19 protein-coding genes are annotated in these 18301 nt (G+C 62.1%); 6 read left to right on the top strand and 13 right to left on the bottom strand.

Features of this window, described 5'->3' with window-relative positions:
- Positions 1-21: 21 nt before the first annotated feature.
- Genes ACTJLB_RS17180 through ACTJLB_RS17170 form a run of 3 tightly spaced genes read right to left on the bottom strand, consistent with a single transcriptional unit; the run spans position 22 to position 2569 of the window.
- Positions 22-1041: a flippase-like domain-containing protein gene (locus ACTJLB_RS17180; RefSeq protein WP_020066641.1), complete on the bottom strand. Its 1020-nt coding sequence runs from the start codon at positions 1039-1041 to the stop codon at positions 22-24.
- Positions 1038-1871 carry a HalD/BesD family halogenase gene (locus ACTJLB_RS17175; RefSeq protein WP_020066642.1) on the bottom strand — a complete coding sequence of 278 codons (834 nt, stop codon included), beginning with the start codon at positions 1869-1871 and terminating at the stop codon, positions 1038-1040. The genes ACTJLB_RS17180 and ACTJLB_RS17175 overlap by 4 nt, the downstream gene beginning before the upstream one ends.
- Positions 1868-2569 carry a CDP-alcohol phosphatidyltransferase family protein gene (locus ACTJLB_RS17170; protein ID WP_392394093.1) on the bottom strand — a complete coding sequence of 234 codons (702 nt, stop codon included), beginning with the start codon at positions 2567-2569 and terminating at the stop codon, positions 1868-1870. Before ACTJLB_RS17170 ends, ACTJLB_RS17175 begins: the two co-directional genes overlap by 4 nt.
- Before the next feature lie 278 nt (positions 2570-2847).
- Here ACTJLB_RS17170 and ACTJLB_RS17165 point away from each other — a divergent pair, with 278 nt between their 5' ends.
- Entirely contained in the window at positions 2848-3306 is a 459-nt protein-coding gene (locus ACTJLB_RS17165; RefSeq protein WP_087751044.1) for a hypothetical protein, read from the top strand.
- Positions 3307-3342: 36 nt separating this feature from the next.
- On the opposite strand, the gene ACTJLB_RS17160 is transcribed toward ACTJLB_RS17165, so the two are convergent.
- Positions 3343-5304 (bottom strand): PhoX family protein, encoded by a 1962-nt coding sequence (locus tag ACTJLB_RS17160; protein ID WP_440783948.1) that lies wholly within the window; start codon positions 5302-5304, stop codon positions 3343-3345.
- 180 nt (positions 5305-5484) lie between these two features.
- Positions 5485-6045: a hypothetical protein gene (locus ACTJLB_RS17155; protein WP_440783947.1), complete on the bottom strand. Its 561-nt coding sequence runs from the start codon at positions 6043-6045 to the stop codon at positions 5485-5487.
- A 648-nt stretch (positions 6046-6693) separates the two neighbouring features.
- On the opposite strand from ACTJLB_RS17155, the gene ACTJLB_RS17150 reads away from it, so the two are divergent.
- The 3 genes from ACTJLB_RS17150 (at position 6694) to ACTJLB_RS17140 (ending at position 9230) form a co-directional block, all read left to right on the top strand.
- The gene (locus tag ACTJLB_RS17150) at positions 6694-7845 is read left to right on the top strand and encodes a porin (protein ID WP_020066647.1); all 1152 of its coding nucleotides are present in this window, start codon (positions 6694-6696) and stop codon (positions 7843-7845) included.
- A 352-nt stretch (positions 7846-8197) separates the two neighbouring features.
- The gene (locus tag ACTJLB_RS17145) at positions 8198-8554 is read left to right on the top strand and encodes a sugar ABC transporter ATPase (protein ID WP_204521889.1); all 357 of its coding nucleotides are present in this window, start codon (positions 8198-8200) and stop codon (positions 8552-8554) included.
- A 166-nt stretch (positions 8555-8720) separates the two neighbouring features.
- On the top strand, positions 8721-9230 hold the full coding sequence (locus ACTJLB_RS17140; RefSeq protein WP_204521890.1) for a metal-dependent hydrolase: 510 nt from the start codon (positions 8721-8723) through the stop codon (positions 9228-9230).
- Positions 9231-9265: 35 nt separating this feature from the next.
- On the opposite strand, the gene ACTJLB_RS17135 is transcribed toward ACTJLB_RS17140, so the two are convergent.
- From ACTJLB_RS17135 to ACTJLB_RS17125, 3 genes are all read right to left on the bottom strand, one after another.
- Positions 9266-10114 (bottom strand): AraC family transcriptional regulator, encoded by an 849-nt coding sequence (locus ACTJLB_RS17135; protein WP_440783946.1) that lies wholly within the window; start codon positions 10112-10114, stop codon positions 9266-9268.
- A complete protein-coding gene (gene epsC, locus ACTJLB_RS17130; protein WP_440783945.1) occupies positions 10114-11040 on the bottom strand; it encodes a serine O-acetyltransferase EpsC in 927 nt (308 codons plus the stop codon). The genes ACTJLB_RS17135 and epsC overlap by 1 nt, the downstream gene beginning before the upstream one ends.
- A 110-nt stretch (positions 11041-11150) precedes the next feature.
- Positions 11151-11384 carry a hypothetical protein gene (locus tag ACTJLB_RS17125; RefSeq protein ID WP_020066652.1) on the bottom strand — a complete coding sequence of 78 codons (234 nt, stop codon included), beginning with the start codon at positions 11382-11384 and terminating at the stop codon, positions 11151-11153.
- Positions 11385-11644: 260 nt separating this feature from the next.
- Here ACTJLB_RS17125 and ACTJLB_RS17120 point away from each other — a divergent pair, with 260 nt between their 5' ends.
- Both ACTJLB_RS17120 and ACTJLB_RS17115 read left to right on the top strand, forming a co-directional pair.
- Positions 11645-12097 (top strand): DUF3005 domain-containing protein, encoded by a 453-nt coding sequence (locus ACTJLB_RS17120; RefSeq protein ID WP_087751049.1) that lies wholly within the window; start codon positions 11645-11647, stop codon positions 12095-12097.
- A gap of 211 nt (positions 12098-12308) precedes the next feature.
- Positions 12309-12914 carry a short chain dehydrogenase gene (locus ACTJLB_RS17115; protein ID WP_408411691.1) on the top strand — a complete coding sequence of 202 codons (606 nt, stop codon included), beginning with the start codon at positions 12309-12311 and terminating at the stop codon, positions 12912-12914.
- A gap of 29 nt (positions 12915-12943) precedes the next feature.
- Here ACTJLB_RS17115 and ACTJLB_RS17110 read toward each other — a convergent pair whose 3' ends face one another.
- The 5 genes from ACTJLB_RS17110 to ACTJLB_RS17090 form a co-directional block, all read right to left on the bottom strand.
- Positions 12944-13870 (bottom strand): ABC transporter permease, encoded by a 927-nt coding sequence (locus tag ACTJLB_RS17110; protein WP_087751051.1) that lies wholly within the window; start codon positions 13868-13870, stop codon positions 12944-12946.
- The gene (locus tag ACTJLB_RS17105; RefSeq protein WP_440783944.1) at positions 13870-14757 is read right to left on the bottom strand and encodes an ABC transporter permease; all 888 of its coding nucleotides are present in this window, start codon (positions 14755-14757) and stop codon (positions 13870-13872) included. The genes ACTJLB_RS17110 and ACTJLB_RS17105 overlap by 1 nt, the downstream gene beginning before the upstream one ends.
- Complete coding sequence (locus ACTJLB_RS17100) at positions 14754-15833, bottom strand: ABC transporter ATP-binding protein (RefSeq protein WP_027776294.1); 1080 nt, start codon at positions 15831-15833, stop codon at positions 14754-14756. The genes ACTJLB_RS17105 and ACTJLB_RS17100 overlap by 4 nt, the downstream gene beginning before the upstream one ends.
- Before the next feature lie 75 nt (positions 15834-15908).
- Positions 15909-17078: an ABC transporter substrate-binding protein gene (locus ACTJLB_RS17095; RefSeq protein WP_440783943.1), complete on the bottom strand. Its 1170-nt coding sequence runs from the start codon at positions 17076-17078 to the stop codon at positions 15909-15911.
- A 268-nt stretch (positions 17079-17346) separates the two neighbouring features.
- Positions 17347-18291, bottom strand: a complete 945-nt coding sequence (locus ACTJLB_RS17090; RefSeq protein WP_408416771.1) for an SMP-30/gluconolactonase/LRE family protein — start codon at positions 18289-18291, stop codon at positions 17347-17349.
- Positions 18292-18301: the final 10 nt, after the last annotated feature.

The following is an 18301-nucleotide window of genomic DNA, read 5'->3' as shown; positions in this document are numbered from 1 at the left end:
TCCTTTGAAAAGATACGGAGTTTAATCGACAGCGGGAACGCGCCCAAGGGCGCGCCGCCTTTGCCAGCTTCGTTCGCTGAAGTGCAAGACCAGCAGACCCGGCAAGCCTAGCAGGATTTCGCGCGCGCGCTTGGTCAGCGACAACGCGAGCGCCGCGTCGGGCGGCAGACCCACCAGCGGCGCAAGCAGCAAGTAGCCGCCTTCCTGCACGCCGAGCGAGCCGGGAATCATGAAGGCCGCGCCACGAATCGCCTGACCGACGCTTTCGAGCAGCAGCGCGTCGACCCAGTCGACCGGATGGCCGAGAAAACGCAGCGCGAGCCAGACTTCCACGGTACCGACGATCCAGCCAGCAAGACTCAACGCAAAGCTCGCGGCCACGCGGGCCCGCTCGCGGTACATGGCCTGCACGGCGGCGTCGACGGCTTCGGCGCGTGTCATCAGCCCGGACCAGTCGCGTTTGCCGAACAGTTTCGACGCCACGCCGAGCAGCCGGCCGAACAGCCCGCGCCGTTGCGCATAATAAAAGCCGACGATCATGCCGCCAAGCACCGCCGTCGCAATGAGCGTGGCGGTTTGCAGGTCGTGCAGCGCGCCATGTGCCGCGTAAGCGCCGAACATCAGCAGCCCGAAGAGCGCGAAGATGATTTGTGCGAGTGCCTGGGCGGTCGTGCTCACGGTGATGGCCGCGGCCGCGTCGCGCATCGGCATGCCGCGCTGCGACAGCTGCCGCACCATCACCACCGGCCCGCCGATCTGGCCGGCCGGCAGCAGACTGTTCACGGATTCGCCGATCCAGCGCGCGAACAGCGCGTCACGCACCGACAGGTGGTGACGCCCGCCGTCCCGGCCGCGCGGCAACAGCACCGAGATCGCGCCGGCGTCGAGCGCGAGCGGCACCACGTGAAACGCGGCGACGAGCGCGAGCCCCCAACCGGCGGCGAGCAGCGTCGACACCACCGAACCGAAACCCTGCCACGCGAGCAGGCCGACAAACAGCGCCGTCCCGATCGACAGCAGAATCAGGGCAGCGCGACTCATGCGCGGTCCTTGTCGCGAGGTTTCGCCTGAGTCATTTGACGAAACACCTGGCGGAAGCCGAAATACGCAATGGCGTCTTTCATGTTGGAAATCAGACGACGCCACGGACGCATGTTCGGATCGGTGACGTATTCAAAAGTGAGCGACACACGCATCTCGTTCGGCCCGGCCGGCGTGATGCGATGACGCAGCTTGTCGCCGTCGAAAAACACGAGGCCGCCAGGCGGAATCTGCACCGAGCCGGGCTGATCCGGCACATCCGGATTGCGCGTGTGCAATTCATAGTCGAGACGGCACGACGATTCGTCGATTACGCCAAGCAGAAGCGTGTAACGGCGGCCGTCATAGTACGAAGTGTCGTAGTGCCAGCCAATGTGATCGCCTGGCCGCGTGTAGTAATACAGCGCGTACGCGTGCGGATCGTCCGCCGGCGACACTTGCAGCTTGTCGCCGCTTAGCTGTTCGAGCCAGCCGATCAGTTCCTTCGAGCGATACAGTTCGGCGATGAACGGCGCAAGACGGTCGATCGTATGACGGCTCACGCTGCCGCCCTGCTTGTGGCCCGGCAGGTAGTTGCGGTTGACCTCGTCGAGCAGCGCACGCGCGCTGTGCACCAGTTGCGCAGTGACTTCCGGCGCGAGGAAATCTTCCAGATAGAGAAATGCGCCCTGCTCGGCGAAGTCCTTGCGCAAGCGCGGATTGTCGAACGTGCGCGTGCGGCTCGCGAGCGCACGGTCGGCGTCCGGCGCGGCGGGCGCCGCCTGCATCGCGGGCACGGCATGTTCTGTGTGAATCGATGCGGCCACGTCGTCTTCGGCGTGTGTACTCATTTGCCAGCCAATACTTGATGGGTTTCAGAAGCACCCGCGCCAGCTGCAGCCGGCTGCGCGGTACGGCGCGAGACGCGCCAATAGTCGATCATTACCCACACGGCGAAGAGCGGTGCGCCGATCGAGGCGGCCACGACGAACGGCATCACGACGCTCGTCAGCGTGACGATGGGCAGCAGGTACAACACGTCTTCTGTTTCGAAGCCGCCCACGGCGGCCTGCTTCGTGCCCGCCTTGCCGGCCATTTCCTCGATGCGCATGCGCAGGAAGAAAATCAGCGCGACGGCAATGCCGGCAATCGCGCCGAGCCAACCCGGCGCAACCGTAAGCCCGCCGATATTCGACGCGCTAATGCCCATACCCATGCCGATAAACAGCATGACGGTGACGAGTGCATCGCAAGCGAGGTCGTAAAAATGACCGATCCGGCTCGACTTGCCGCTGATGCGCGCGAGCTCTCCATCGGTATGGTCGACGAAGTTGGACAGAACGATCAGAACCGCGCCGGCATTGGACCACGCGAAACCGCCGCGCGCGAGGCACAGCGCGCCTGCGACGCCGATCAGCAGACGCAGCGTGGTCAGATGATTGGGCGCGACACGCGTATTAACAAGCGGTGTCACGAGCCGGCGGGCTAGCCGCGCGTCCCAGGTTCGGGGCGGCGGAACATTAATTGGAGTCTGGGGTCGCGAATTCATAACCCGGAAATATATACGGGATCGAGAAAGATTGCTTTCTTCGCGTTCGTTTCTTTGTGCCTGATCGGACTCGCGAACGGTTTGCCGACTGCCCATACATGAAGCAGGATTTGCCGAATCGCGATAAAGTGCGAATCCTGTTGCGCCTGCCTCCGCGAATAGCCTCGATCTCAGACAGTCTTCGCGTTTTGCGCGGGATTTGTTTTTATCCGTGCGACCCGTTGTGCACGCACTACAGCGCACCACATCGCAGTACTCGAATTCGCCGCCTTTCGCCTATGAAACGCTTTTTTCCATCTGCCGCTTCGCGCGTCTTCTGCATAGCCGCACTCGTTGCCGCCGCCCTCGCGCTGCCGCTAGCCGCTCGCGCGACCGCGCTGGACGCGCCGCTTGCCTGCAATGAAAGCGGTCATCAATTCATCGCCGATCTTGCCGGCAATCAATTGATCGACCCGAAGCCGACCCGCGTCGAAAGCAACTCGATCAACGCATTTTCTCCCGCGCAAGGGGCGGACCTGACCGCGTTCGGATTTCACATTTTCGCGGTGGTCGGGTATGAGAAAGACGATCCCATGTTCCGCGTTGGAGAAGGCGAGCCGGTGGCGCGCTCTGCATACGGCGTAGTCGTGTTCGGGAGCGAATCGAAGGTACGGGCCGCCGTAACGGCGACCGGCGGCACGGCAATCGTGCACCGCGTAGCGCCGCTCATCACGGCGATCTTCTGCAAGCGGAGTTGAGGCGGCGCTTCACTATCCGCGCCGCCTCCCTCGAAATTACAACTTGATCGACGTCGGATCGGCCGTCAGATAGCCGACCGTCGCGCCGAAGCGGTCCTTATAGTTGGCCCGCACGAGCGGATCGAGCGTGCCCTTGACCTTGTCGTGCAACGGGCTTTCCCAATCGCCCACATGCTGGAAGTTGCTCATCACGTAGGTCCAGCCGTTGATCTCGTCGACGGCGTGCAGGCCCGTCGACTCCGCGCCCGCGGGACACGACAGCACACGCGAGAGCGTCTTCGTGTCGACGTTGTACGCCCACAGGAAGTTGTTCACGTGCATGCTGCTGTCTTCGCCGATGAAGAGCGTTCGCAGCTTCTCCGAAAACTTGAGGTTGTCCGGGTTCGCGATACGGTCGGCGTTCGCCGTGTTGCCGAGCGCGTCGGCGGTTGACAGGTCTTCGCCGACGAGCGCCGCGGGCGCCGCCATATCGACCGGCACCCAGTTGCTATTGATCGCGCCGCCGCTGCGGTCGGTCTGGCCGCCTTTCATATTGAGCGCGTAGACCGCGCCCGCGCTGATGGCTTTGTCGACCGCCACATCCGTCGACGCGGCATTGCCCCGCACCATCGATTTCTCGACACGCGACATTGCCGAATACAGCACCTTGTCCTTGATATTGACAGTCGTGCCTTCGAGTTTCGTGAAGCCCATGCTGCCGCCGACGAGCGCCGCGTAGCGATGCGTCTCGAGGAAAGTCGCGGCTTTGGTCATGCCCGGCTTCACGCGGATCCAGTTGAACGTGCCGTTGAAATTGATCTTCGTGTACGACGTGTCAAGCGGATCGGCGGTCTTGACGTCCATGATGTCGGCCGCGGTCAGCGTGTTTGCGAGCGACTCGATTTCGTCGCTGGTTGCATGGCCCAGGTTGATCCACGAAAGCGTCGCCGCGCCCGCGCCGCTCGACGACACCTGCGTCCACTTCGCCACATAGAGCGTGCCCGCCGACAGGTCGGCCTCACGGTCGGCAACGAACATGAAGAGCCCGCCGTTGGTGGCGTCGTCGCCCATCAGCACCGTGCGCTTGTCCGGCATCACCTGAACCAGTTCGTGCGAAATGCGGCCAAGGCAGTAGTGCTTTTTGATCGTGCCGGTGCCGTCCGGGTTGACGGTGACCTCGGGCAAATGGCCATAGTGATACGGATTCGCCGTCGTCTCGCTGCCGAACAGGTTGCGGCTAAAGCCCTTGAACTGGCTATTTGAGGAGATAGTCGCAGCGTCCGGCTCGTACTCTTCGCTCGACAAATGCGTATTCCACGGCGACAGGCTTGCGCCGCAGGTGATCCACAAGCCATGCACTTTCGACGTATCGACGTTGTGATAGCCGACGAGCGTGAGCTTGCCGGTGGCCGGGTCCTGGTCGAGCGTCAGCACGGCGATCGGCGACGGCAACTGTCCGTACATCGACACGAGGCTCTGATCGCGCGTCGCGTACTCGAACTGCACGACTGCGAACACGGCGTTGCCTTTGATTCCCTTCACGGCCGGATTGTCGAGACGGATCAGCGAACTGCCGTCCGGGCAATCGGAGTAGAACTGACGCTCCTTGCCCGCAACCGATTTGTCGATGATCGGCTGATTGTTGATGTCCACGTAGCCGCCGGCAAGAATCGTCCCGCCCTTGATGTTCGGCACCATGTCGCCGGTTATGAAGAACGGCTGGTATGAGAGCTTGAACGTGCGGCTGCTGCCGTCGCTCAACTGTACGGTCAGCGAAGAGCCCACCGTGGTTTTCGCCATTGCGGCGGGATCGGCCAGCGTCGGCGCCGCCATTGCGCTGAAAGCCGCCGACACGAAATTGGCGACCGGCTTGGCCGGCGTCGCGAGGTCGTCGCTGCCGCCGCACCCGCTCAGCATGGAAGCCGTGGCGAGACCGCCCAACGGGAACATCGGCAACATCGGCACGCCGGAGAACAGTTTCAGGGCCTTGCGGCGGGAAGGGTCGAACGGCTCAGCCATGTTGTCGTAATCCTGGTTGTGGGTGGCGTGGATAACTCACAGCCGGCACGACCCGGATTCAGACCGCATGGTTCGCGCTCGCGCCGCTATGACGCGAGGATTCTATGAAGCGAATGTGAAAGTATATTGACAGCCGTTGGTAATGTTAGCCGCGACAACAACCGACGTTAACAACTGGTGTTAGCCAGGACGCCGGAAGTCATTCTCGACCCACGCGGAAGCGCTCGCCTTGCTGAGCTTGAAGTTAGGCGCGACCTGCACTTGCGCGAGTTGCTCGCCGAATGTGTCGAGCGCTGTCAGCAGCGCGTAGGGTTCGTCTTCATCCGGCACGATGTCGAGCGTGATGTCGAGTTCGTTGTTGCCGTCCGCGCTCGACACGCGTACTTCCTTGTGAAGTTGCGCGCGCAGTTGCTGCTCATGACGGCGCAGCACTTCAGACGCGGTTTTCACGAGCGTGTTGAACGCGCCCGTGTCGAGCGGCTTCGGGTCTTTCTTGTTGCGACCCATTGTCCATGGGCCGACAAGCGCGGGCTCGGCTTCGCCGTCCTTGATCATTTCGACGGCCCAGCCTTCGTCGTCTTCATTCTTGATGACGCGAGCGGTCCAGCCGTCGTCGCGCCAAAGACGCGCTTCGTGCAGCGTTTCGGGCTCGCCATCGATCTGCGTGGTATCGGGTTCGGACGCGCCTTCCGTCGTGGGATCAGCAGCTTGGTCGGACGAGGGAAGGGTCGGGTCGGTCATTACAGGTTCACTCACTATCGCTGGACTAGAAACACATATCGAGCATGCAATTCTACCCGCCTCCGGCGCGCCGGCCGCCACGCTCTGACGAACGGACAAGTCATGGCAGTTGTTTCGCTGGTCGAAATACTGCATTTCGCCATTTGAACGGAACTAATAAGCCCATTATAAAAATAGAAAAAATTTTGCGTCTTGCCGCGTATAAAAATTGATAAAACGTTGGCCTTTAATGGAAGGCAATGGGAAGGCAATGCAGATATCAGAACCTGCAACGAGTCGAATAGAGCTTCGGACAAAGAAGACTTTATTGCGTGAAATGCCGGCAATTCGGCCTCACGCCAGCAGCTTCAGCAAGAGTTCTGGCAGTAATGCACTTTGAAAGCCGTCGCGCGCCCGCAACAATAAAATAAGCTTGAATGCGGAGCCATAATCACGTGCATTGTTATTTTCCTTTATTTTTGCGCACTTACGTCATTCGCATATGTTCATTACGGATTCTGGAAATGAGTGTTGCGACATTTGCGCAATTGGATAAGCGAATAGCGGGAATACACTTCGCAGCGGATCGGCACGTGGTTGACGCAATCAGCGCGATCCACGGCCCCACCCCGAATGCGATTCTCGATGCATTGTCCCTGGAGTCATGAAATGAAAAGAACCCTCATCGCAGCAGGTCTCATGGGCGCATTCGCGCTCAACGCACACGCACAAAGCAGCGTCACCTTGTACGGCACACTCGACGCCGGCCTCGTGTATTCGAACAACCAGGGCGGCCACAGCAACTGGCAGCAAGGTAGCGGTTCGGTGTCGAACACCTACTTCGGCCTGCGCGGCAGCGAAGACCTGGGCGGCGGTCTGCACGCCATCTTCACGTTGGAGAGCGGCTTCAATCTGAACAACGGCCAGTTCTCGGAAGGCAACACGCTCTTCAACCGCCAGGCATTCGTCGGCTTGAAGAGCGACCAGTACGGCACGCTCACGCTCGGCCGTCAATACGACTCGGTGGTCGACTATCTCGCGCCGCTGTCGGAAGCGGGCGCAGGCTACGGCAACAATCTCGCGGCCCACCCGTTCGACAACGACAACCTGGACAACTCGTTCTCGATCAAGAACGCGGTCAAATACACGAGCGCGAATTATGCGGGCCTGAAATTCGGCGGCCTGTACGGCTTCAGCAATTCGGCCGGCCAGTTCTCGAACAATCGCGCATGGAGCGCGGGCGCTTCGTATGACAATGGTCCGTTGAGCGTCGCGGCGGCTTATCTGCAACTGAACAAGTCGGGCAGCTCGAATCTGGGCGGCGCGGTTTCGCAAGGCGACGGCACCGCGCAGATCGCGGCAAACCTGCAGCGCACGTATGGTGCGGGCATCAACTACACATATGGTCCGGCAACCGCGGGCTTCGTGTACACGCATACGCAACTGGATGGCATCACCGGCATCGACGTCGGCGGTGCAACGCTGCCAGGCATTGCCGGTACCAACCTGCACATGGACAACTACGAAGTGAACGGCCGCTACGCGCTGACGCCGGCAATGAGCCTCGCGGCTTCGTACACGTTCACCGACGGCAAAGTGTCGGGCTCCAACGGCTCGGGCGATCCGAAGTGGCATACGGTCTCGCTGCAAGGCGACTACTCGCTGAGCAAGCGTACCGACGTCTACGTCGAAGGCGTGTATCAGCATGCATCGGGCGAACTCGGCAACTTTGGTTCGAACGTAGCGGCGATCAATACGCTCGCGCCGTCGTCGACGGGTAACCAGGTTGCCGCCGCTGTCGGCCTGCGTCACCGCTTCTAACTCTCCACGCAGTGCTTGCAGCGCGAGCCTACCGTTTCGCGCTGCTTCCGAACCCGCCCGTGACACGATCACGTCGCGGGTTTTTTTGCGCGCGACGTTTCAGCTTGTAACGAAAGTGACGGCGCGAGCGCGCGCTCGGTATACTCGGGCGTCCGCATTTCTCTTCGTGATCGGGCGTGTTCGCTGCGAGTAGTTTCAGTGAGGTTTCAGCGAGCGCCCAATGCAAGTGAAAGGCGGCTTTGTCGCGAAGCATCGCATTGCATTGATCGGTGTATGACTCGGTGCGTCAACCGCGCTATGCTTCGCCCGCACAAGATTCCCGCAAATGTCCGGGGACGCCGACGACCTCACCATGAAACGAATTTTTCTGCTTGCTCCCGCCGCCGTGACGATCGCCACTCTCGCGGCTTGCGGTTCCTCTAACGGGCCTTCCGCACGCGACGCGTCGCAGCCCATGATCTACGTGTCGTCGCAACGTGCTCCCGCGTACATTGCCAGTTGCCTGGAAAGCCGCTTGTCGAGAGTTCGCCTGTCGCGCGTGGGCAGCGCGACCGAGATCGCGGTCGGCTCAGATTCGAACAATTCATATTTCGTCACGTTGACGCCGTCGAACGCGGGCTCCGTGATCAAGGTCATGCATCCGGCCAACGCGCCCGACGATCCACCGGAACCGGAAATGCGCTTCAATATCGCACGTTGTGCGACCTGAGTGTTGCAGCCGGCGCGCGTGGTCCATGTTGAATGCGCCGTTGTTTAATGCGTGACACGCGATGCCGCGACACGTTTCTACCGGCGTCCCGGCTATTTTTCTGCGCGTCTATCTGCGACCGTAGCCGCCCCTCTTCTTCACGCGACGCGCTGCGTCGTGAATTCCGATGGCATCCAGCAAAGCACATCACGCAACCGGTTTCGCGGCGGGCGTCATTGCCGCGGCGATTGTGGCGCGCATCGGCGGCGGCCACGACGGCGCGTTTTATATCGGCGTACTGATGAGCTTTATCGCGGGCGTAGCGGGAAGCACCGCGCCGGACTGGCTCGAAGTCGCGTGGTGGTCGCGCGCACGCCGGCTGTGGGTCGCGCATCGCACGTTGACGCATTGGGGCATTGGCTGGATCGCGCTACTCGCCGTTTCGTACCGTGGGCTCGGGCATTCAATTTATGCGGCGCCCGCGTTCGGCTTCGCATGCGGCGGCCTGATGCATCTGCTCGCCGACTGGCCCAACCCGCTCGGCGTACCGTGGATCGCCGGACGGCATTCGCTGAATCTATGGAATAGCGGACATTGCGACCTGATCGTAGTCGCGGCTTCGTGGGCGGCGGCCTGGTTTGTCGGCCGTCATGTCGGACTGCCCGGATTAGATCTTTGGCAGCACCTGCGCTTGTGAATCCCGCGCTCGTGTGGGCGCAGCGTGAGTTTGCGTCAACGCATCGCCGCAGCGTAGTTCGCGGGCGTGACGCCGAGCAGGCGCACAAAAGCCCTCGTCATGTGACTCTGATCGGCAAAGCCCGCGGCGGCAGCCGCGTCGGCGAGCGACACACCACGCGCTATCCATTGCCGCGCCAGCACCACGCGCCGTTGCATCCGGTATGCATGCGGCGGTAAGCCGATTTCATGCGCAAACGCTCGCAGCAACTGGAAGCGGCTCATGCCGGCTTCGCCGGCGAGATCGGCGAGTGTGAGCGGCGCTGACGGATCGTCGTCGATGCGCGCTTTCGCGCGTGCAATCGGCCCCGCGCGATGCAACGATAAAACATGCGTTTCCCTGCTCGCCTGCGTGGTTGCGTGAGCGCCAAGCAGATGCGCAAGCAGTTCGAGCAACGCCTGTTCCCGCGCCAACGCATCGCGTGCGCCCGGCGCCTCTACCGCCACCGCGAATAATCGTTCGAAAAGATGTTTCAGCAGCGGGTCGTGCACCACGGGCTGCGTGAGTTCTATCTCGCGCGCCGCCGCGCCGCTCAATTCGGCCGCCGCGCTCACCAGCATCGACGGCTCGAAATAGAGCATGCGCCACGCGCGGCCGCGTTCATCGAGCGGACTGCCGTCATGCACTTCGCCGGGGTTCACCATGATCGCGTCGTTGGCGCGCGCTTCGACGGGGCCGCGACCGCTCGCCGATTTATGCCCGCCACTGACAATCACACCGATCCCAAAGCGGTCGTGCGAATGACGCGGAAACGCATGCGCGGTTTGCGCCACCGTCGCCTCCACGCCTGCAATCGCGCAACGAGGCATGTGGACGCGGCCACGCGACGCGTCGCGCCCGCGCATCAACGCCGCCCTTCTTCGCCCCGCTCCCCTTCGCGGACCTTGCCTTGCGACACGCTGCTGCCCGGCGGGACGCTATGCGTGAGCCACACATTGCCGCCGATCACCGAGCCGCGGCCAATTGTTACTCGTCCGAGGATCGTCGCGCCGGCGTAGATCACCACGTCGTTTTCGACGATTGGATGCCGCGCATTGCCCTTGATCAGCGCGCCGTCGATATCCGCCGCGAAGCTCTTCGCGCCCAGTGTCACCGCCTGATAAACGCGCACGTGTTCACCGATGATCGCCGTTTCACCGATCACGACGCCCGTGCCGTGGTCGATGAAAAAGCTCGGGCCGATCGTCGCGCCCGGGTGAATGTCGATGCCGGTCGCCGAGTGCGCGATCTCGTTGATGAAGCGCGCGAGCAACGGCACGCCGAGACGATGCAGCGCATGTGCAAGGCGGTGATGCGTCATCGCCCATACGCCGGGATAGCAGAGCAGAATTTCGGTGATGTGCTGCGCGGCCGGATCGCCCGTGAAAGCCGCCTGAATGTCGCTGACGAGCAGCGCGCGAATGCCAGGCAACTGCGTGCCGAACTGGCGCGCAACCTCGAAGGCACGCTCGCGCAGTTCGGTGTCGGGCGTTTGCGCGTGTTCCGGCAGAAACCGCAGCGCGCGGCGGATCTGCTCCGCGAGCAAACGCAGCGTGCTTTCGAGCGTGTGTCCGACGTAGTAGTCGACGGTTTCGTCAGTCAGATCCGGCGCGCCGTAGTGCGTGGGAAATAGCGCCGCGCGCAGGCCCGCGACGATGTTGACCACCGCTTCGCGCGACGGCAGTTCGCGAATGCCGAGTGGATGCCGCGTACGATGCAACTCTTCGCGCGACGCACGCAGGTCCGCGACGATCTGTTCAAGGCCCCAGTTGTGGGTAGGCGCGTTAGGCATGAGGGACAGCGCCGTGCGGGGAGCACGGTATCGAGTGAGTGTCCCGAGAGATTACCGCGTTTTGCCGCGGCTCGCGCAGCGTTGCGCGCAAGGCAAAGGCGAAGGTGCGCCTAGATGGTCAGGCTGCTCGCGTCGATCCAGCGCACCGCCCAGTCGCGCGCATGAGCAATTGCGGCGGCCTCGTCGCGAAAGCACAGGTCCGTCGGGAAAAAACGGTTCGCGACGAGTTCACCGTCGCTCGACCGCGAGATGACGACGTAAGGTTGCCAAGTGCCGTCGCCGGCGCGCGCCGGTGCGCAATTTAACAAATAGCCGCGATGTGTGAATGCAGCATCGAAGTGCATGTGTCACCCGCCCTGACGGCCCCGTAGAATGTTTTGAGTAAGCCCGCGCTCGTTGCACCGGTGTTGATAAACAGCGATGTGAATCTCGCGAGAACCCGATTAAGCGCTGTTGCAGAACACGCCCCGCTCGCCGGAGTATGATCATACTCTGTAGAAAATGCGCGTTCATTAAAAAAAACGAAAGACGCGCGCACGCAATCGCCTTGGTGAGGGAACGGACCTTGCAGTTCTGAACCCAACTTCTTGAAAGGAGAATGCATATGAACACCCATTTCGACAAGGCAGCAGACGCCGGCAAGCCAACTGTCCCGAACGGCCCGCGTACCGCCGAATCGCACAATGACCGGACACACGACAGCACGGTCGACACCGACGGCAAGAATCACGAAGCCGCGCGCATTGCGGGCCAGAGCCCGATAGCAGTCGACGAAATCACGACCAGCAACGCGACGCTCGTCAACAGCGTGCCGGAAGCGCACGACGGCATGGCCGGGTTCGACAGCCGCGTGGGCGGCAATCATCTGCTGCTCGCGCTCGAGCCGGGCTATACGGTGATCGACAAAGGCATGTTCGAGCCGCAGGCGCTTCATTCGACCGATGATCTGTTCGACTATTCGCGCCCAGGCGAAAACCGCCATGAACGCGGCCGTATCCATTACGCCCTTAATCATTTGCGACCTACACGGGTGATCGAAATACAGCGGGTGAAATAATCTGCCGATTTGCACTCGCGTTTGAATCTGGGCGAAGAGGCCGATTTGTCGGCGGATATCAACGCGCGCATTGTTTAAATAACGATGCGCGTTTTTTATCGCCTTGCGTGGATTGGAAACCGACGGTTCGAAGACCTCCTCCCCGTCGCGGCTTTTTGTACGACCCGGCGCGGCGCACAATCGTGGCACATCAAACTCAACGGAGCGGTAGATGAAAAAGATCGTCGTGATTGGCGCCACGGGCACGCTGGGCCAGGCTGTCACTGCGGAGCTGAAGGCTCGCCATGAAGTTATCGAAGTAGGCGCGACGCGCGGCCAGTATCAGGTGGACAGCACCGATCCGGCGAGCGTCGAGCGGCTCTTCCGAGAACTCGGCAAGGTGGATGGCGTCGTCACCACAACGGGCAAACTGCATTTCGGCCCGCTCCAGCAAATGAGCATCGAACAGTTCTGGGTCGGCCTGCGCGACAAGCTCATGGGACAGATCAATGTCGTGCTGGCGGCGCAGAACTACGTGAACGACGGCGGCTCTTTCACGCTGACGAGCGGCATCGTGGGCGATGAGCCGATTCGCGAAGGCGCGAATGCGACGACCGTCAATCTCGCGCTCGAAGGTTTCGTGCGCGGCGCGGCGATCGAACTGCCGCGCGGTATCCGCATCAACGTCGTAAGTCCGACAGTGCTGACCGAATCGATGGGCGCGTATGGGCCGTACTTTCGCGGCTTCGAACCAGTCACCGCGCAACGCGCCGCACAAGCGTATCTACGCAGCGTGGAAGGCGCGCAGACGGGCCGCGTATACCGCGTGGGCTACTGAGCACCAGCTTGCGAAATGCGTAACGCCGCTCAATGCTTCTGTTCCTTCACGCGCGAGACGATCTGGGTGGGGCTCACGAACTGCAGCGCGATCAACACCCAGACCAGCGTGATCGCCATGTAGATCATCGCCATGGCGTCGATGGATTGCGGCGCGCGCACACCGGTTGAGAACACCGCGTAGTACAAGGCGACCACGAGCGTTTGCGTTCCGGGCCCCGCGGTGAAGAACGTGAGTTCGAACATACCGATGGTGCGTACCAGCACCAGAAGCGCCGCCGCCAGCATGCCGGGCACGAGCAGGGGCAGCAGCACGTAGCGGAAATAGCGGAACGTGTTCGCACCGAAAATCCGCGCGGCCGCTTCGAGGTTCGGATCGATCTGTTCGATGAACGGCGTCATCACGAGAATCACGAACGGCAGCGCGGGCACGAGATTCGCAAGTATCACGCCGCTCAGCGTGCCGGCCAGACCGATCTTGTACATCGCGGTCGCCATCGGAATGCCGTAAGTGACGGGCGGCACCATCAACGGCAAGAGGAAAATCAGCATCGCAATGCGCTTGCCGCGAAACTGCACGCGCGCGAGCGCATACGCTGCCGGCACGCCGAGCAGCACCGACAGCAGCACGACCGCGCCGACTACCTCGACCGTCACCCACAGCACGCTCGCCAGCTGGAAATCGCTCCACGCCTGCGCATACCAATGCAGCGTGAAGCCCTGCGGAAGCAACGTGCCGAACCAGCGGGTCGCGATCGAATTGACCGCCACGGTCGCGATCAGCAGCACGACGTTGGCAAGGAAAAACACCATCGCGCCCCACACGATCACGCGCCATACGCGGCCTGGCACGCTCGCACGCTGCTTTACGCGCCTCGGCTCGCGTGCGTCGTCGCCCTGCTGTTTCGATTCGGACGCGGACCATGAAGCCGGCGCGCCGCCACGCTCGGTCGTCATCAGCCTTTGCCTCCGGTTGCAGGGCCGCTGTAAACGAAGCGGCGCGCCCCTAGCATCGCGGCCACTACCAGTAATTGCACGAAGCCCATCACCATCGCAATCGCGGACGCGAGCGAATAGTCATAACTTTCGAACGCGGCCTCCGCTGCCGCAATCGACATCACGCGAGTCGGCCCGGCAGGCGCGCCAAGCAGCACTGCCGATGGAAACACTGAAAACGCCTGCACGAACGAGAGGCAGGCGGCCATCGTCAAACCGGGAACCAGCAGCGGCAAATAAATACGGCGAAACTGCTCCCACGGACTCGCGCCGAGCGTCGCGGCGGCGCTCGCGAGCGTCGGGTCGATGCCGGTCACGTACGACAGCGTCAACAGAAACGCGAATGGAAATCCGGACACGATCAGCGAGATCAGCACGCCCCAGAAGTTATGTGTGAGCCGAACTTCGCTCGAATAGAGATGCATGCCGTGCAGCGCCTGCGGAAACCAGCCGTTGGGTCCGAAGTAAGTGAGCATGCCGTCGGCGATCAGCACCGTGCCGAGCGTGACGGGAATCACCAGTAACGTGGTCACGAACTTTTGATACCGCGAATGCCGGCGCAACGCGAATGCGACGGGCACCGACACGCCGACGTTGATCAGCGTGGCCGGCACGGCCAGCTTCAGCGTGACGATGATGGTGGGCCACATCGACGTGTCGGTGAAGAACGTCAGATAGTTGGCCCATGCACTGCCGCCGTTCATCGGCCGGAACGACAGCGCGAGACCGTATGCAAACGGATAGATAAACAACGCGACGATGACGAGCAACGCCGGCGTGACCAGCCACGCCTTGCTATCGCGCTGCGCGGCGGGCGCGACAGGCGCCGACGGCACGGGCGTGCTCATGCCGCCTCGCCGTCATAAACAAGCGTGCGCGAAGGCGGCACACGCAAGCTGATATGTTGTCCTTCGACGAACTCGCCCGCGACGCGTGCCCACAGATCGCCGAACGCTGTCTTCACGCGCAAAAGCGAACTGTTTCCGCCGTATTCGACAACGGTCACTAATGCGTCGAACGCATTTTCGGTTCCGGGCGCCGTGCGCTCCATGTCCTCCGGGCGCAGCGCCACGCTCACACGCTTGCCGTTGAAGCCCGCCATCGGCGTGCCGATCAGACGGACACCGTTTGCGCTCACCGCGACGCCTTCGCCTTGCATGCCTTCGAGCGTGAATTCAGCGACATTGCGATAGCCCATGAAACGCGCGACATGCAGATTCTGCGGGCGCGTATAGACCTCTTTCGGCGTGGCGACCTGCTGCACGACGCCCTCTCTCATCACGACGATGCGGTCGGCCATCGAAAGCGCTTCGTCCTGATCGTGCGTGACGTACAGCGTCGCGCGTTCGAGTTGGCTATGAATGCGGCGGATTTCGGCGCGCATCTCGATGCGCAATTTGGTGTCGAGATTCGACAGCGGCTCGTCCATCAGGATCAGCGGCGGCTCGATGACGATCGCCCGCGCAATCGCCACGCGCTGTTGCTGGCCGCCCGACAGTTGCCCAGGCAGCTTGCGCTCGTGGCCGACCAGTTGCACGAGTTGCAATGCCTCACGCGCGCGCCGCATGATTTCGCTTTTGCCAACGCCGCGCATCTTCAGCCCGAAACCGACGTTGTCGAGCACGCTCATGTGCGGAAACAGCGCGTAGTTCTGGAACACCATGCCGAAGCCGCGTTTTTCCGGCGGCAATACATCGATGCGCTTGTCGTCGAGCCAGATGCCGCCGCCGCTCAGCGGCTGCAAACCCGCAATGCAGTTCAGCGCCGTCGACTTGCCGCAGCCCGAAGGCCCGAGCAACGCAATGAATTCGCCGCGCCGGATGTTCAGATCGAGCCCCTGGAGCGCGGCGATCGACTGGCCTTCCGCATTCGTGAAACTGCGGCTCACCGAGTCGAGCCGCAACTGTTCGAAGTGATGCTTCATGGCGGTTCCCTGATGCGCGTGACGCGTCACGCGCGAATCGCACTCGCACGAGTGGGCGCGGCTATCCGGTCCCGGTTATTTGGTCTTTTGAGCGCCGACTTCCGTGTCCCATTTCCTGAAGGCAGCCACCATTGCAGCCGCATTGAGCGGCAACACGTGCGGGCGTTCCGCCAGCAGCTTCGCGTACTCGGGCCGCCCGTACTTCTTCAGGACTTCCTGGCTATGCGCGGGTGCCTGCTCAACAGTGACGCCCTTGATCGCCGGCCCCGGATAGAAGTAACCGTCGTCGTAAGTCATGGCTTGCTGCGCAGGCTCGAGCATGAAGTTCATCAGCTTGTAGAGCACGTCCAGCTTTTCTTTCGGTACGCCTTTGGGGACGACCATGTAGTGCGCGTCGTTCACCCATGTCATGTTGTCGAACGCCTGCACGCGGAAATCGGCGGGCACGATGCCGAGCGCGCGCGGATTGATGTCCCAGCCCGTTACCGTCACGGTCATGTCGCGCGTGCCTTCACCCAGCTCTTTCATCACCGCGGACGTGCCGCCCGGATAGTAAGGAATGCATTCGTTCAGCTGCTTGAGGAACGCCCAGGTCTTATCCCAGCCGTTGATGGGGTCTTGCGGATTCTTGTCGCCCAGCACATAGGGCAAGCCCATCAGAAACGTGCGGCCGGGTCCCGAGTTCGCGGGCCGCGCGTAGATCAGCTTGTCCGGATGAGCCTTGCACCATTGCAGCAGTTGCTCGGGCGTTTTCGGCGGATCGCTGACCTTGGCGGGGTTGTATTCGAGTAGCGGCCCGGCCGGCATATACGCGACCTCAAGACCATAGCCTTGCGCCAAATCCTGCAACTTGCGCGGGCCGGGCGCGTATTTGTCGAGCACGCCGGGGAATTGCGCCGCGTTGTCGGGCAGCAGCTTGGTCCACAGGTTCTGTTCGATCCCGGCTGCGAGGGCGTCGGTGCCCGTCAATACCAGGTCTATGTCCGAGCGGCCCGCGCCCTGCATAGCCTTGATCTTGCCGGGCAATTGCGGGGCGGGCGCGTTGGTGTAGGTGATATTCGCGACGAGGTTCGGGTACTTCGCTTTGAACGCCTCGAAGCCGGCGCGCGTAAGTTGGAGATCGCCGGCGACGTCGACGATATTGAGTGTGACTGGATCAGCCGCGTGAGCAGCCGATGCGAACGCGGCGCTCGCCGCGAGACATACCGACACCAGCCTGAGCGACAACCTGTGCGGAACAGTCATTGCGTCTCCTCGCTTCTTGGTATGAAGTCCGCCGGACGACTGCGCCGGGCGTCTTGTTCAACCACTGCAACATAGCGAAGCGCCACATCCGATGTCAAGCAAATACTATTGCTCGCGTTTTCCCCGACATTGCGCGCATTTTCGCCCGAAGGCCTTTGGTCTCAATGATTTGGCGCGCTTGTATAGGAGGGCAAACCCCGAGCCGCGCGACCGCGTAAAGGGGCTTGTCAGGCAACTATCGCGGACCGCTCGTAGGCGAAGCACGCGATCAGCCGCCGCGTACGCCTTGCGTGTTCACATAGAGCGAGTACAGGCCGTGGCTCGCCGCCATGAAAAGCCGGTTGCGATGACGTCCGCCGAAGCACACGTTCGCACAGCGCTCCGGCAGCGCAATATGGCCGATCGGCTCGCCTTGCGGTGTAAAGACGCGCACGCCGTCGAGTTCGTCTGTGCCCATGCCCCAACCGCACCATAAATTCCCGTGGACGTCGATGCGAAAGCCGTCCGGCGTGCCGGGGCCCGCGTCGATCAACACTCGGTTGTTCGACAGCGCCGCACCGCTTCCGTCTAAATCGACGTCGAAAGCGCGAATCTTGCGCGGCTCGCCTCGCGATTCGACGATATAGAGCACGGACTCGTCCGGCGAAAACGCAAGGCCATTCGGTCCGAGAATGTCGTCGGCGACTACGCTCACCTCGCCCGTCTGGCCGTCGATGCGGTACACGGAGGCGGGCAGCTCCGACTCCTGCCGCTCGCCTTCGTAAAAGCCGTCTATCCCGAACGTCGGATCGCTGAACCAGATCGAACCGTCGGATTTGACGACGACGTCGTTCGGCGAATTGAAACGCTTGCCGCGATAGCGATCGGCGAGCACGGTAATCGAGCCGTCGTATTCGGTGCGGGTGACACGGCGCGTCAGATGTTCGCAACTCACGAGGCGGCCTTGCCGGTCGCGCGTATGGCCGTTGGCATTGTTCGAAGACTGACGGAACGTGCTGACCGCGCCGCTCGCCTCGTCCCAACGCAAGATGCGGTCGTTGGGGATATCGCTCCACAGCAGATAGCGGCCGTCGCCGAACCAGACAGGCCCTTCCGACCAGCGCGCGCCTTGATACAGACACTCGACGGACGCTGACGCAAGGGTCAGCGACTTGAAGCGCGGATCGAGCACGCGTACGGAAGGATCGGGATAGCGTCGGCTGTGGTCGGTCATGCTGCCTCTG

Origin of the sequence: Paraburkholderia sp. 22098, assembly GCF_052045935.1 — a bacterium.
In the GTDB taxonomy this organism is placed as follows: Bacteria; Pseudomonadota; Gammaproteobacteria; order Burkholderiales; family Burkholderiaceae; genus Paraburkholderia; species Paraburkholderia caledonica.
Note: the sequence above shows the minus strand (reverse complement) of the source record. Positions and strands in the feature narration are given on the sequence as shown.